The organism is Fodinicurvata sp. EGI_FJ10296 (assembly GCF_040712075.1).
GTDB lineage: Bacteria > Pseudomonadota > Alphaproteobacteria > DSM-16000 > Inquilinaceae > JBFCVL01.
Genome location: NZ_JBFCVL010000001.1, coordinates 559,024 through 574,793, shown reverse-complemented (window position 1 = coordinate 574,793; position 15,770 = coordinate 559,024). Strand labels below are relative to the sequence as shown.

Sequence of the window (15,770 nt, the reverse complement as noted above, 5' to 3'; positions counted from 1 at the left end):
CAGGGTGTCATTCGGAACTGCGCCTGTCGAGCAACGACAATAGGCCCTGAACGGGGATTCGCAACCAGGTGGGCCTGTTCTCCGCCTCGTAGACAACTTCATAGAGCGCCTTTTCCATTACGAACAGTTCGAGCAGCCGTTCAGCCGCCGACCGGTCTTCCGGCAGACAGGCATTATCGCCCATCGTGACGAAATATGCCGTTATATAGGCTTCGCGGGTCAGGGCCCGCCATTGGCGCACCAGCTCGGCCAATCTGTCGAACGATCCGGGGATCTCGGTCTCCAGCGTCAGCAAAACCGACCAGGCGGCATAATCGAAGCTGCGCACCATTCCCGCGACATCGCGCAGCGGCAGGGCCTTGGCACGACGCTCCGAAACCGGGCGTGTCGGCTCGCCCTCGAAGTCAACGAACAGGAAATCCGCCTGATCGAGCAGAATCTGCCCAAGGTGGAGGTCGCCGTGGTGCCGGATTCTTTGGCCGGCGGCGGGCCCGGCTGCCAGATCGTCGATTGCTGATTCCAGATCCGCCCGCCGGTTGAGCAGTTCCTGGGCATGGCCCTTTGCGGCATCGGCAAGACCGCCGGCAGAAAGGGCGTTCATTGCCTTTTCCAGCTGCGTGCGAACCCGCTCCTTCAGAGACGCAAGGTCGTCCTCGGCAAAGGGCTCCGGTGCGAAATCGGGTTCGTCGGGCGCAGACGCGAGAGCCTTGTGGAGTTCGGCCGTACGGCGGCCCATGATCGTGGCCGACTGAAGGTAGACGGCGAACCGCTCCACCGGGTCGACCGGCGCCGGGCCCGATTCGTCCATCTGTGTCAGCCGCAGTTCATCCAGTTCCCGTGTCAGATAGTCCTGGGTGAAATGCCAGCCGTCGCCCTGGTTGCGCACGAAAGCCTGCAGCAGCCCCACGGCCATGGAGTCCCCCGAAGCGTCGACGTAGTCGATATTGCCGAGATACGCCGGCACGCGGTCGAATCCCGCCCGTTCGGTAAGGAACCGGACGATCTCGATCTCCGGGTGGATGCCCGGCATCAGGCGGCGCAGGACCTTCAGGACCATACGGTCGCCGATAACCAACGACGTGTTCGACTGTTCCACGCCCATACGGCGCACAGGCTCGTCCGGCTGCGCGGGCATTTCCGACAGTGTCTGACCTGCCCGGCATTCAAGATGTCCCGTTCGGCCGGCCAGTTGCTTGCCGTTGCGCATCGCGTTGATAAGCGCGTGGACGAAGTCGGATTCTCCCAACGCGTCGGCGATAATGCCGACCTTCGCGCCACGCCGCACCTTCGCCAGCGTCCCCGCCTGGGCGATCCGGGTTTCCTCCCAGACCATTGCAAGCGGCACGAAATAACGGGCGCCTGGGTCGTTCGGCGCATCGGATTCGATATCGACCAGCAGCGAGACGGCGTCGTCCCGTCCCATGGACATCACGATACCGTCGGCCAGCGTCATCGATCGAATCCGACGGCCCTTCTGTGCGAACCAGCGCTGCCCCTTTACCGCATCGGGCAGGACCTTCTGGGTCAGGTCCGCTGCCGGCCGCCCGTCGAGCAGTCCGGCAGCGGCGCCCCGCATCACGATGGTGTGGAAGTCGGGCGGCATCTCGCCCGTCTCGACATGCCAGGATGGCGCGTCCGCCTCGGCGGTCAGGACGAACCAATAGAACCCATAGGCAGGCAGCGTCAGCAGATACGGCAAATCGCCGATTGGCGGAAATGCCGCCCGGCCGAGCAGTTCGACCGGAACCCGCGTACGATAGGCGGCCAGATCCAGTTCGACCGCCTGGGCCTGGCGGGACAGATTGGCCACGCACAGCACGATGTCGTCGCCGTATTCGCGCAGATAGGCCAGTATCTTGCGGTTGCCGGGATAAAGGAACGTCATCGTTCCCCGGCCGAAGCACTGATGCTGCGTGCGCACCGCGATGATCCGGCGCATCCAGTGCAGCAATGATGACGAGCTTCGGTTCTGCGCCTCGACATTGACCGCCTGAAAGCCATAGATCGGGTCCATGATCGCCGGCAGGTAGAGCAATGCGGGGTCGGCGCGGGAAAAGCCGCCGTTGCGGTCGGGCGACCATTGCATGGGGGTACGGACGCCGTCCCGATCGCCGAGGAAGAAATTGTCCCCCATCCCGATCTCGTCGCCGTAATAGATGATCGGCGTTCCGGGCATGGAAAAGAGCAGGCTGTTCAGCAACTCGATCTTGCGGCGATCGTTGTCCATCAGTGGCGCCAGCCGGCGGCGGATGCCGAAATTGATCCGGGCCCGTTGGTCAGAGGCATAGACGCGCCAGAGATAGTCCCGCTCGCGGTCGGTGACCATCTCGAGCGTTAATTCGTCGTGGTTGCGCAGGAAAATCGCCCATTGGCAGCTTTCCGGGATCTCCGGCGTCTGCCGCATGATATCTGTGATCGGATGCCGATCCTCCTGCGCCATGGCCATGAACATCCGGGGCATCAGCGGGAAGTGGAATCCCATATGGCATTCGTCGCCGTCACCGAAATAGGGCAACGTGTCTTCCGGCCACTGATTCGCCTCCGCCAGAAAGAAGGCGTGGGGATGGGAATCGTCGAGCGCCTTGCGCAGCTCCTTGAGGACGGCGTGGGTCTCGTCGATGTTCTCGTTGTTGGTGCCGTCACGCTCGACCAGATACGGAATCGCGTCCAGCCGCAGCCCGTCGACGCCGGTGTCCAGCCAGAAGCGCATGGCGCTGATCACCGCCTTCATCACCTGCGGGTTGTCGAAATTCAGGTCGGGCTGGTGTGAAAAGAATCGATGCCAATAGTATTGGCCGGCGACGGGATCCCAGGTCCAGTTCGACGTCTCGGTGTCGGAAAAGATGATCCGGGTCTCGGGCCATCGCCGGTCGTCGTCCGACCAGACGTACCAGTCCCGGTATTTGGACCCTTTGGAGGCCCGCCGGGCCCGCTGGAACCAGGGGTGCTGATCCGAGGTGTGGTTGATGACCAGCTCGGTGATGACCTTCAGGCCCTGTTCGTGGGCCAGCTTCACGAAGGAACGGAAATCCCGCATCGTCCCGTAGGAGGGATTGACGTTGCGGTAATCGGCAATATCGTAGCCATCGTCACGCAGCGGCGATGGGTAAAACGGCAACAGCCAGAGCGCCGTAACACCCAGATGCTTGAGATAATCGAGCTTCTCGATCAGTCCCTGGAAATCACCGATACCGTCATTGTTGGCATCGAAGAACGATTTCACGTGCACTTCGTAGATGATGGCGTCTTTGTACCAGAGCAGATCTTCCTCTGTCGCCTGGCCCTGTGCCGCGCTTCCCGTCATGCCGGTTGCATCAATCGTAGCAGAGACCGTACCCGGCCGACCGGCCCGCCCCTCGGCGGCACGGACCACGCGCCCCTCGCTCAGAGATCCCGCCTTCGTATTGGTCGCGTCCGTCATCGAGCCGTTCTCATCCCTTGTACCATTCGGGGTCGGCGACACGCCGGTCCCCGCGATTATTGTCGTGTCCGTTGACGATTTGCGGTGTCAAGGCAACGTGACGCGCCACATGAAAGCGGGCCGGTCATTGCTGATCCAGACATGCTGACGTCTGCCGGTCCATGTGAACCGGGCCCCGTCGAACAGCTCTTCCAGCGCCAGTGTTCCATGGTCGCCCAGGCCGAATTCCCACAGCGGGAAATCGAACCAGGTATCATGGCCGGCATGCGGATCCATGTTCACAGCACATAACACGAAACTGGCCGGGCGGCCTTCCGTTCCCGTCGTTTTCTTGCGGTAGACGAGTATGTTCGGATTATCGGCGTCCAGGAACCGGAGATTGTCGTACAGCTGGAGTGCCGGTGTCTCGTGCCGCGCTGCATTCAGGCTCCGCACCCAATCCTTGATATTGCCGGGTGCATCCCAGTCGCGCACCTTGTACTCGTATTTTTCAGAGAACAGGTACTCTTCCTTGTTGGATACGGCGGCGTTCTCGCACAGCTCATAGCCGTTATACATCCCGTAGACGCTGGACAAGGTGCCGGCAAGAAAGATTCGCTGCAGGAAGGCCGGCCTGCCGCCGTGCTGCAGTACGTACGGCAGAATATCAGGCGTACTGGGAAAGAAATTGGCGCGCATGTACTCAGCGCGAGGACCCTGCGTCAACTCTTCCAGATATGTACGCATCTCGTCGCGGCTATTGCGCCAGGTGAAATAGCTGTAGCTCTGGGTGAAACCGAGTTTGGCCAGTGCGCCCATGACCTTGGGGCGCGTAAACGCCTCAGCCAGGAAGACCGTGTCCGGATAGCGTTCCTGAACATCGCGGATCAGCCATTCCCAGAACGGCAGCGGCTTGGTGTGCGGGTTGTCGACCCGGAACATGCTGACGCCGTGCTGGATCCAGAACAGCACGACATTGCGCCACGCGATCCACGCTTCTTCTATGGCTTCGCCGGCGTGCGGATGGTCCGGGCCGTAATAGAATTCCACATTGACGATGTCTTCGTATTTCTTCGGCGGGTTTTCGGCGAACTTGATGCTGCCGTCCGGCCGCCAGCGGAACCAGTCCGGATGCTCCTTGATCCAGGGATGATCGGGCGAGCATTGAATGGCGAAGTCGATCGCTACCTCAAGCCCCCGTTCCTTGCAGGCCGCAACGAAGCGGTCGAAATCGGCCAGCGTCCCCCAATCGGGATTGACATCGAGATGGCCGCCGCCGTTCTCGCCGGCTCCGGCCAGTCCGATTGCATAGGGGCTTCCGGGATCGTCGGGGCCGGCGACGACAGCATTGTTGCGGCCCTTGCGGTTGGTTTCCCCGATCGGATGATGCGGTACCAGATAGACGACGTCGAAGCCCAGATCGGCAATGTAGTCCAGTCGGCCGATACAGTCGTCGACCGTGGCGGAGGCTGCCGGATTCGTACCTTGACTGCGCCAGAACATTTCATACCAGGTGGCGAACCGTGCTGCTGGCGGATCCACCACCAGATCGAGCGGCGCATCCAGCTCGGTATAGCCCGAACGGGGTCCCCAGCGGCCCATGGCCTCGAAAACGCGCTCATCCATCAAGGCAAGCGCCGCCGCCTCTTCGCTCGAAGCCGCCCCCGCCCTCTTCAATGCGTTCTTCAGCAGGTCCGCGTCGGACCGGTCCTGCTTTGCGGCGGAAACGGTGTCGGCCGCCCGCTCGATGATCCGGCGCCCCTCGTCGAGATCGACCGAAAGCGACTGCCCGGCGTCCCGCCGTTTGAGCAGGTCGCGCCGCCATGTCGCAAAGTCATCGACCCAGGCGCCAATCGTGTACTGATGGCGGGCGTTCTCGGTAAGGACGATCTCTCCTGCCCAGCGGTCGTTGTCGATCATTGTCATCGGCGCGTCGGCCGACCACGCTTTTTCACCCGCCCGTCTGATCCGCAAATGGGCCCGGGTGACGAGGTGCCCGTCGCAGACGATGTCCGCAGAGACCTCGAAGGTATCCCCGACCACCCGCTTGACCGGATAGCGCCCGGCATTAACCTGTGGCTCGACATTCTCGAAAACGAAACGCCGTGGCTCCAGATCGCGCAACCGCGCCTTTGACGCCGCCGTTGGCTTGGCCAGCGCCCGGGTCAGCGGCGCCTTCGTTTTCGGCGACCTCGACGATGCCGAAGGGCGGGCGGCCGGTTTGCCGGCGGCCTTATCCTTGCCCGGGCCATTCGCCCGACCATTTCGTAGCGTGTCCGTTTCGGACTCAGGCTGTTGGGACACTGTTCAACTCTCCGTTGATGCCACCGCACGGCCCTTCACCTACACTAAGACCTCCCGCTCCGCTACCCGCGACCCGTCACCCTCGACCAAAAAGTTGCAACGACCGCACAGAATTACTGCGGGTCGACTTCCTCAGCCCCCGAACTGCCAGTTCCAGAGTCGCCGGACCCAGAATCGCCAGCTTCAGATTCGTCGGTTTCAGATTCACTGGCTGCAGGCGGCTCTTCAGCCTCTTCGGGCAGTTCGCCCTCACCGAAAGCCGCCTCTCCGTCGCCGGCCTCTTCATCGACACGTTCGGCCGTGTCGAAGCCGGCAAGGCTGCGGATAACCTGATCGATGCGCAGCGTCGCTTCCTCCGCCACGCCACGGTTCTCGGGATCACCTTCGTGGAAGAAGGCAGAGTAGTGATAGTCGTCCAGTGTAAATAACAGCGCGACATATGCCGCACCCTCGTCGGCCGTGCATTCGACGAGGTCGTATCGAAGGGCGTACTCATTATCGAATATATGCGTCTCGGACACTTCGGTCTCGAGAGCGCCGGGACACCGGCCTGCAAGCACGTCCACATAGGCATCACCGAAGGCGTCGATCTCGACCTCGGGGCCACCGCGCGGCACCTGGTGCAAACCGCCGACGACCGGCCCCACCTGCCATACATGATTGAGTTCGAGTTCGTCTTCGGGCACCTGTTCTTCCGGCGCAAAGCGGATTTCCTCGAACCCGGCAGCCCGCAGCAGTTCGGCCAGCGTTTGCCGATCCATCGGCGCGCTCGGGTCGATGCCCGGAACTTCCTGCGGCGTTTCCGGCGCGGATGCATCGGCAACGCCCATTTCGAGCGCCGTGTCGATACAATCTTCCAGGCCGTTCAGCCCGACCATGGTGCCGGTCAGCGGCACGGAAATCGAACCGTCCTCGACGTCGGGGTGATTGATCTCTGCATTCATCGTCCGGCCGAGCTTCAGCGCCTCAACCAGATCGGCGTCTCGGCCGAGCGGAACGATCAGAAGATTGGGCGATGCCGGTAAAGCGCCGATGTCGCGGGAAAGCGAGCCGTCGACGTCGAGCGTGACGTCAGCCTCGGTGCCTTCTGCCATGGACCAGGACGGCCGCAGGAATCCGACATTCAGGTTGCGTCGCGGGTTCAGGGAGAAGACGACCGTAAGATCCTCCGTGATGTCCCGCGAAATGCCGCAATGGCTGAAATTGTCACTCCCGGGTTCGGCGTATGCGCCTCCCTCCCAGCCGCTGGCATTGATCGCGAACGCCTCCTGCGCCTCAACTGCCGAGGCCAGCAACCCCGATGCCGGCACAGCCGCGACAAGCGCCAGAGCCGAGCCGGCCAGCAACCCTCCCGAAATCGATCGCACCACGTTCATCGCTACCCACATTCCGTTATTTGCACGTCATCCTGCCGAACACGCAAAATCCGTGTGTCGGATCGGTGTGTCAAGGAGATGGCATCACCCGTCCACTAACCAGCGGACACAGTCATTGACGCACTGGTTCCTGTCAATGAAACATCATGACTCCAATCGGCCTGGCCGCGACCCTTCTGGCAGATCCAGCCCCTTCAGAGCGCCACCAACAGACGGTCCGGACAATCCGTTATCACGGATGCGGCCCCCATATTGAGGAGGTCCCGGCCGCGAATCGGGTCGTTCACCGTATAGACCATGACCGCGCGCCCGGTATCGGCGATAGCCGCGATCACGGGCGGCGTCGCCATGGTGTCGGAAATGTTCACGGTTGCGGCGGCGATCGCGTCGGCGAAGGCCTGCCAATCCTCGGGCAGCCGATCGATCAGATAGCCCCGCGGCCAGTCTGGCATTATTTCGGCCGCCGCCGTAAGGCAGCGCCGTTGGAAGCTGGAGATCAACGGCGCCGGTTTGCCGGCAGGCCAGATCGAGGCGGCCGTTTCCAGAACCGTTCTGGCCGTGTCGTCCTCGCGTCCCGGCGTCGGCTTGATCTCGATGTTCGCCGCCAGCCCCAGATCGAGGCACGCGACCAGCATGTCGGCCAGTGTCGGAATGCGTTCGCCGGCGAAAGCGGGATCGAACCACCCGCCCGCGTCCAGTGCGCGCAAGGCGCCGAGGGACTTCCCGGCAAAGGACCCGATGCCATCGGTCGTGCGGTCCACGGTATCGTCGTGCATGACCATGGCGACACCGTCGGCGCTGAGTTTGGCGTCGAACTCGATCATGGCCGCCCCGGCAGACGCGGCTGCCCTGGCCCCTGCGACCGTATTTTCCGGCGCAATCATGGCGGCGCCGCGATGGCCGATAACCTCAGGCCAGGATTCCAGGATCATTGCCGATCTGCCTCGTCTTTCGTGTGCCTCGGTTCTCGTCGCCAGCAGCCATCGGTCACTACGCCGGTTCCATTACCGCTGGCCCGACAGAAAACTTCGAAGTGACGACACCTCTTCGCGCAGCGCGGCGAGTTCATCTGCGATGCGCCGCTCCCGGTCCTCTGCCGCCGATTTCTCTTCCAGCCGGCTTTCCTCGATATCGGCTTCATGCACGCTGCGCATGGCGTCCACGATGATGCCGATGAAAAGGTTGAGGACGGCGAAGCTGGTCAGAATGATGAATGGTACGAAGAAAAGCCATGCCAATGGAAATAGTTCCATCGTCGGACGGACGATCGCCATCGACCAGCTTTCCAGGGTCATGATCTGGAACAGCGTATACATCGAGGCCCCGATCGTGCCGAACCATTCCTGCATATCCGGATCCGGGTGCTGGCCAAAGAGTTTCGTGGCCAGAACGGCCGACACGTAAAATACCAGCATCAGCACCGCAATGATCGAGAACATGCCCGGAATGGCGGCTGCGAAGGCCGACACCACGCGCCGCATGGCCGGCACGACCGAGACCAGGCGCAGAATGCGCAGAATGCGGAACGCCCGCAGCACCGACAAGCTACCGGTCGCGGGCACCAGTGCGACGCCGACGACGATCAGATCGAACCAGTTCCAGCCGGTACGAAAGAACGCAGTCCGGAATGCAACCAGCTTTATCAGAAGCTCGGCGACGAAAACGGACAGGATCGTCCGATCCAGAACGACAAGGACAGGCCCGGCGAAATCCATTGCCTGCCTGCTTGTCTCCAGGCCCAGCGTGACGGCATTAATCAGGATCAGGACCGTGATGAATCGCTGTACAGGCGCCGATTCAATCCAGCGGGCGAGCTGGCCCCGGAACCCCTCCGGTGCGGTCGCCGGGGTCTCCCCGGCTTTGGCGGGAGTTCCCGACTCGTCGGCGGCGCTGAAGGCTGTGCTGTTGTCAGAGTGGCGTGCCGGGGGTTCGGTCATCTCGGGTCACAAATGAGGTGCGGGGCGTTGGAACAGACGTACCGATGCGGTGACCGGAGGAGGTCACCCTCTTGGCATCTCAACTCGATGTTCAGAATTAATAGGGATCGCCCTCCGGGAACAGTCCCCCCGCTACGGCGTCCCATGTCGCAGGGCTTCGCGCCGCCAGCAGCCCCCGGCGTTGTGACCGTGGCGTATAGTCGGTGCCGTCGAGATACCGCATGGCGCCGCCCGTTTCGCCCAGAAGCACGGCACCAGGCGCATGATCCCAAGGCATCGTCTTGCTGAACAGCGCGAAATCCCGGTCCCCTGTGGCGATGGCCGGATATTCGAATGCGCAGGCCCGCAATCCGCGAAGCCGCTCGCCCAGGCTCGCGGCCCGGCTGGCGACCTGTTGTGCGATGGTCTCTGGCATGAAATGGGTCATGACCGCACCCCGCAGCGATTCGAAAGAGGCAGGGTCTTCGTTGACAGGCAGCCGCTCGCCGTCGGCATAGGCACCTGCCCCTTTTTCGGCGGCAACGACCCAGCCACTGATCGGGGCATAGATGACACTCAGAACCGGCACGCCGGAGACCACCAGGGCCGTCATCACGCCGAAGGTCTCTTTGCCGGCCACGAAATTGGCCGTTCCATCCACGGGATCGACCAGCCAAACCGGCGCATCGCCATCCAGCCGCTTCAGTATGCCCTCATCGGCGGATACCGCTTCTTCGCCGACGACGACCGACCCGGGCAACAGCGCGGCAAGACTTTGCGTCAGCAATATCTCGGCCTCGCGGTCGGCGATGGTCACCGGATCGTCCTTGCCCTTCTCGTGGATCTCGCCCGCCTGCAGCGACCGGAACCGGGGCACGATCGCGGCATCGGCCGCATCCTTCAGCGCCGCGACGATGGTATCGACATCAGGGTAGGCAGGCATTGGCAAACACTCAGGCAGCGATGCAGTGGCAACGTCCGCAGCGTACGGACGATTGCGCGTGCACATGTACCCCATTTACGGCTTGGTTCCAATGCCTGCCGACGCGCCGAATTCAGGCCGGAACGCCGCAGTGCCGATACATGGGCCCGTTCCTCGTCAGGCGTTCTGCGGCGTTCGATGCTGCGCCGGGCTCGCCGGGTCCGGATGCGTCGCGTCCGGGGCGGCCGATTCGATCTCCACCGGTTTCGGGCCCGCGGAATTTGAGCCAGCGGGATTTGGGCCAGTCGGCTCCGGGAGCGGCGGCAGCTGCGGCTCGGCGCTCGACGCCGTTGTTGCGAAGGCCGCGCCGGGCGGAATCGCGGGCGAAATCTCCGGCGAGCCGGGGTCGGAGTCGGGAACGCGGGCGGGCGATGTCTCGGTGCCGGATGGACCGTCGGCCACTGTTGGCGCCGGGGCCTGCGCCTCGTCGTCCAGCCGCTTGAGGGGGGCCGCGAGAGCCGGATGCGTGCGATTGAGGGTCACAGTCCGCACCTGCCGTCCGTCGAACTCGTCGCTTTCGACGGTGACGATGCCTTCTTCGACCGCCCTTCGGAAGAGCAAAGCGGCGCGGGCGCTATAGGTTTTGTGCTGCTCCCACATGCTGCACCAGCGGTTCTCGACCAGTCCCGGATCGATGTAGGGCATGCGGGCGCGGGTCAAGGCGCGGGCGAGATCGAAAAGGAATTCCTCGTCCGATACCACGTCGACGAAAATGCCGTCGCTCTCATCCTCGTCGGGCGGCAGGTCCGTGTCGCCCGGCCGGTCCGGTGGCCAATGCTGCCGGCACTGCTCGTTCAGCGCGACGAAGCCCGGGTGGTCATCGAGGACGATGACATGATCGGCGTCGAATGCCGACGTGATCATCTGTTCCAGCGGTTGCGACAGGCACGCCCGATAAGAGAGAATATAGACGTCGATATCGGTATGTTCCATCAGGAACTCTATCAATGGAACGAATCCGAAATCGCCAGTCGCGATGACGACGGCTTCCGGTCGCGCGTGTGGCCGAAGCATCACGTCTTCTATCACCTTGATGATCAATGCGCGATCTGAAGATTCCTTGACGCTGCGCTTGCCACTCTTGTAATAGACCTTGCCAAGGCTCTGGATCGGATTGATGTTCCATTGCCGCAGGCGCGACGGCAGGTCGTCGCAATAATTCAGGCTCTCCCAAACCGCAAATGCCTTGCTGAAGCGCGGGACGGAGTCCAGCTTGTCCCGCAGCGCCCGCATCATCAGATCCGGCAGCTCAGCCAGAAGTTGCCGTTCCTGGTGGGTCGCGATCGGCCTGGGCAGGTTCAACTCCGAGACGTGCAGCCTCGGAAAGCAGACCTTGATATGCGTAATCCAAAGATTCTCCCAGTCCAAGTAAAGCGCATACCGCATTAGGAGCCCGCCCCGGCGTCATTTCTTCTCAGGCCGACATTCTGCTGCCGATGCGGGCGTAAAACAACCTTTGATTGAATATCGGACGTGACGCGGCTGGCCATCACGCCACCGCCACCGCGTTGTTCCGATAGGCCAGGGCTTCGGCGATATGCGGCCGCCCCACCGTTTCCGACCCGTCGAGATCGGCGATTGTCCGGGCGACGCGGAGCAGCCGGTGCCAACCGCGGGCCGACAACCGGAATCTGTCGGCGGCGTCCGCCAGCAGCGCTCGACCCGAGGCATCGGGTGTCGCCACATTCCCGAGCAGTTGACCATCGGCATCGGCATTGGTCTCGACAAATGAGGCCGTAGGGCCCTGGTTATGGGCGGCATAACGTCGTGTCTGGATCGCCCGCGCCCGTCGCACGCGGGCGGCCACTTCCGCCGTCCCCTCCTGTGGTGGCGGCAACGAAAGATCGGCAGCGGAAACAGCGGGCACCTCGAGATGGAGATCGATCCGGTCCAGGATCGGGCCCGATACCTTGGCTTGATAGTCCTGACCACAGCGCGGTGCGCGGCTGCAGGCCCGCCCCGGATCGCCGAGATAGCCGCACCGGCACGGATTCATCGCCGCAACCAGCTGCACACGGGCCGGAAAGGTCACATGAGCATTGGCGCGGGCAATGCTGATCTGCCCGGTTTCCAGCGGCTGACGAAGGCTTTCCAGCGCCTGACGGCTGAATTCCGGCAGCTCGTCCAGGAAGAGAACGCCGCGGTGGGCAAGACTGATTTCGCCCGGCCGGACACGGCTGCCACCGCCGACCAGCGCTGGCAAGGAAGCAGAATGGTGCGGATCGCGAAACGGGCGATGGCGCACCAGCTTTCCGTCGGTGAGCATCCCGGCAACGGAATGAATTCGGCTTAGATCGAGCATTTCATGAGGTTCGGTCTCTGGCAGGAGGCCCGGCAGACGCGAGGCGAGCATCGACTTTCCAGCACCCGGCGGCCCCACCATCAGCAGGTTGTGCCCACCGGCCGCCGCGATTTCCAGGACGCGCTTGGCCGATTCCTGCCCCTTGACGTCGCGGAGATCGCCGCGATCGGCCGCAGCCTCGTCCAGGGGGGTCGGTTGCGGCCGGGAGAGTACCTGCGTCCCCTTGAAATGGTTGATCAGGTGAAGAAGCGTCGGCGGCGCCAGCACTTCGAATCCGGTTCCGCTGTCGCCTGCCCATACTGCTTCCGGCCCGCAGAATGCGGGACAAATGAATCCCTTTTCCATTGCATTGGCATGGATCGCGGCCGGCAGTACGCCGGCGACCGGGCGCAGCGTCCCGTCCAGACCCAATTCGCCGAGCGCCACATACTCTTCCATTTCTTCCGCCGCGAGCACGCCAGTAGCCACCAACAGGCCCAGTGCGATCGGCAGATCGAAATGGCTTCCTTCCTTGGCGACATCCGCCGGAGCCAGATTCACGGTTATCCGCTTGGGCGGCAGCGACAGCCCCATGGCCAGCAGCGCCGAGCGAACGCGCTCCCGGCTTTCGCCGACGGCCTTGTCGGGCAAACCGACAATGGTGAAGGCCGGCAAACCGCCGGATAGCTGCACCTGCGTTTCGATCGTGCGCGTATCAATGCCCTGGAACGCTACTGTGCTTATCCGAGCGACCACTGCAAGCTCTCCCCTGAGTTACACCCATGGGAGACTACGATTGCAACCGAAAACAATCAAGGCGCGAGGAATGGATCGGAAAAACAATTACGCCGATAGGTCGCCCGGGGCGTCAGGCTTTCGGCGCTTCGGCCTTTCGCGCTTCAATGGCGTCCCAGAGGTTTGCTTCCAGCTTGACGCCGTTGAGTCGGTTGATCTCGTGAATGCCTGTCGGTGAGGTCACATTGATTTCGGTCAGATAGTCGCCGATCATATCGATGCCGACGAATATCAGGCCCCGCTTACGCAGTTCCGGGCCCAGGCGCTCGCAGATGGCGCGCTCGCGATCGGTGAGATCGGCACGATCGGCCCGGCCGCCGGCGTGGAAGTTGGCCCGGCTCTCGCCGTCCGCCGGTATGCGGCTCACCGCGCCGGCTGGCTCACCGTCGATCAGGATGATGCGCTTGTCGCCCTGCCTGATTTCGGGAAGGTATTTCTGAACGATGACCGGTTCGCGGTACATCTGCGTGAACATTTCGAGCAGGGCGCCGAGGTTTTCGTCATCCGGCTTCAGGTGAAAGACGCCGGCGCCGCCGTTGCCGAACAGCGGCTTGACGATTATGTCGCGATGGTCACGCCGAAACGCCTCGATGTCCTCGCGCCTGCTCGTGATGACGGTCGGCGGCATGAAATCGATGAAATGGGTGACGAACAGCTTTTCCGGCGCGTTGCGGACCTCGAAGGGATCGTTGACGACCAGCGTGTCCGGATGAATGTGCTCTAGAATGTGGGTCGCGGTTATATAGCCCATGTCGAAGGGCGGGTCCTGGCGCATCAGCACAACGTCGACGTTTGCCAGATCCAGCTTTTCGCTGTCCCCGAGCGTAAAGTGATCGCCCTGCGCCGCGCGGACACTCAATGGGCGGGCCGCGGCGCGCACCACACCGGCATCGAAAGTGAGGTCCTGAGGCAGATAGTGCCAGAGACGGTGCCCGCGGCGCTGAGCTTCCAACGCCATCGCGAACGTGCTGTCGGCGTCGATGTTGACGTTGTCGATGGGATCCATCTGGATCGCGACGGAGAGACTCATATCACTATTCCTGGTTCACGGGCGCGGCAAGTGCCGGCCGTTCCGGCCGGAGCGGGGCGGAAAAGGCGGGACTAAACGGGGCGGGCCTTCAGGTCGCGCAGCATCGACCACATCTGACGACGCTCGACTTCCTGCCCCGGGACGGCATCGATCAGGTGCAAATAGCGCTCCAGAGCGGCGATCGCCTCGCCGGTCATCTGCAGTTCCGCCTTCATCAGCGCCGCCTCGCGCAAAAGGAAGGGGCGGTCCGGCGCGATCTTGAGCATTGTCTCAAGGACATTCAGCGCCCGATCGGGCCGGTCGTCGCGCAGATATCTCAGCTTCAGATTGTTCTGCAGTCGCAACAGAACATCGCGGTCTGAAACCGGGCGATACCTGGACGGCCCGAAAGACGCCCGATCGCCCAGCATCCCGATGTATTTTTCCTTCAGGTCCATCGGCGACAGCACGGCGCCGCCCGCGAAGGGGTCCAGGACCGCGCGCTCTCCCTCGATATCGAGGCGCACGAGGAAATGTCCGGGAAAATTGAGCCCGGAAATCGACCAGCCTTGCGCCCGGGCGGCATGCATGTAGATGAGCCCGAGCGACACCGGCAGCCCCTTGCGCCGGTCGATCACGCGGATGAGGTCGGCATTCTGCCTGTCGTCATAGGTCAGCTGGTCGCCGTGATATCCGTGGAGTTCCGATATGACCGTCGACAGCGCCTTGACCGCCGGATCGACGCCGTAGGGCTCGACCTCTGCGGCGTAGTAGGTCCCGACATCGTCGCCCAACGTCCTGAGATGCGACCGATACCAGGTCAGGTCCGTGTTGCCCTGACGACACATGGCCAGCGCGAGTGCGGTTTCCGCCACGTCTATAGCCCCGTCGGCCGGCGGATCGGAGACCGCGCCGGCCAGTTCAAGCCGGGTTACGGCCTCTTCGGGCAGTACATCGTATTCCATACCGACCCCCAAATCTGCTCTCCAATCGCATCGTGGCGAGTGCGCGCCTCAGGTCCCCGCATCCCCCGACGCGTCTCCCGATGTGCCGGTCGCGGGCTCCCTCATGGAAATATAGTCGACCACCCTGGAAACATAAGGGATCTGACGTGCATTGTTGACAACTCTGTCCCGCTCGTCAGCCGATCGCGCTGCACCCATCAGGTATACAACCCCATCAACCACATCAATGGAGTAGTTGATCGCGCGTACAGCCGAGTCGACCGTCAGCCGCGACCGAAGCTGCGCCCCGATCCAGCCGTCCCTGGCCGCCTGGGCAAGACCCGCATCATCGGCAAGCTGGACCTCGTTTATGACTTCGACCACGTCCGGATCGTCCCAGACAGCGCGTATCGCTTCAACACGCTGGTTGGGGTTGGAAACCCGGCCCGTCACAAGCGCGCGGCCGCCCGAAACCGTAACCGTCAGGCGCGACGCCAGATCCGCGTCGACCGCGTTCCACCGATCGGCAATATTGTCGGCGATGGCTGCGTCTTCCGGCGACATGCTGCCGCCGAATTCCTGAGCGGCGAAGGCACCGGCAGCCGCACCGGCACCGACGGCGGCGACAGGCACACATCCGGACAGGCCAAGAGCAGCGACCAGAATACCGCCGGCCGCGACCGGCGCCAACGCAGGAAATCTCATTGTCTCATAACCCTTGCTGCCAAAACCGTGCCGCGATGGAACCCAGCGAACATCCGTT

At 62.9% G+C, this 15,770-nt stretch carries 11 protein-coding genes; all 11 read right to left on the bottom strand.

Features of this window, described 5'->3' with window-relative positions; translation table 11 throughout:
* Positions 1–7: 7 nt before the first annotated feature.
* The 11 genes from treS to ABZ728_RS02545 all read right to left on the bottom strand — a co-directional run bounded on the left by treS (position 8) and on the right by ABZ728_RS02545 (position 15,712).
* Complete coding sequence (gene treS, locus ABZ728_RS02595; protein ID WP_366654348.1) at positions 8–3,304, bottom strand: maltose alpha-D-glucosyltransferase; 3,297 nt, start codon at positions 3,302–3,304, stop codon at positions 8–10.
* A 204-nt stretch (positions 3,305–3,508) separates the two neighbouring features.
* Complete coding sequence (locus ABZ728_RS02590) at positions 3,509–5,704, bottom strand: alpha-1,4-glucan--maltose-1-phosphate maltosyltransferase (RefSeq protein ID WP_366654116.1); 2,196 nt, start codon at positions 5,702–5,704, stop codon at positions 3,509–3,511.
* Positions 5,705–5,817: 113 nt separating this feature from the next.
* A complete protein-coding gene (locus ABZ728_RS02585) occupies positions 5,818–7,080 on the bottom strand; it encodes a hypothetical protein (RefSeq protein WP_366654115.1) in 1,263 nt (420 codons plus the stop codon).
* Positions 7,081–7,274: 194 nt separating this feature from the next.
* Positions 7,275–8,012, bottom strand: a complete 738-nt coding sequence (ugpQ, locus tag ABZ728_RS02580; protein WP_366654113.1) for a glycerophosphodiester phosphodiesterase — start codon at positions 8,010–8,012, stop codon at positions 7,275–7,277.
* 72 nt (positions 8,013–8,084) lie between these two features.
* Positions 8,085–9,017, bottom strand: coding sequence for an ion transporter (locus tag ABZ728_RS02575; protein WP_366654112.1), 933 nt, complete (start codon positions 9,015–9,017; stop codon positions 8,085–8,087).
* Positions 9,018–9,114: 97 nt separating this feature from the next.
* Positions 9,115–9,939, bottom strand: coding sequence for an inositol monophosphatase (locus tag ABZ728_RS02570; RefSeq protein ID WP_366654110.1), 825 nt, complete (start codon positions 9,937–9,939; stop codon positions 9,115–9,117).
* Positions 9,940–10,095: 156 nt separating this feature from the next.
* On the bottom strand, positions 10,096–11,346 hold the full coding sequence (locus tag ABZ728_RS02565) for an NYN domain-containing protein (RefSeq protein ID WP_366654108.1): 1,251 nt from the start codon (positions 11,344–11,346) through the stop codon (positions 10,096–10,098).
* 121 nt (positions 11,347–11,467) lie between these two features.
* Positions 11,468–13,015, bottom strand: a complete 1,548-nt coding sequence (locus ABZ728_RS02560; protein ID WP_366654106.1) for a YifB family Mg chelatase-like AAA ATPase — start codon at positions 13,013–13,015, stop codon at positions 11,468–11,470.
* A gap of 112 nt (positions 13,016–13,127) precedes the next feature.
* Positions 13,128–14,084 (bottom strand): glutathione synthase, encoded by a 957-nt coding sequence (gene gshB / locus ABZ728_RS02555; RefSeq protein WP_366654105.1) that lies wholly within the window; start codon positions 14,082–14,084, stop codon positions 13,128–13,130.
* A 71-nt stretch (positions 14,085–14,155) separates the two neighbouring features.
* Positions 14,156–15,028 carry a tetratricopeptide repeat protein gene (locus ABZ728_RS02550; protein ID WP_366654104.1) on the bottom strand — a complete coding sequence of 291 codons (873 nt, stop codon included), beginning with the start codon at positions 15,026–15,028 and terminating at the stop codon, positions 14,156–14,158.
* Between the two features lie 48 nt (positions 15,029–15,076).
* A complete protein-coding gene (locus ABZ728_RS02545; protein WP_366654103.1) occupies positions 15,077–15,712 on the bottom strand; it encodes a BON domain-containing protein in 636 nt (211 codons plus the stop codon).
* Positions 15,713–15,770 lie beyond the last annotated feature (58 nt).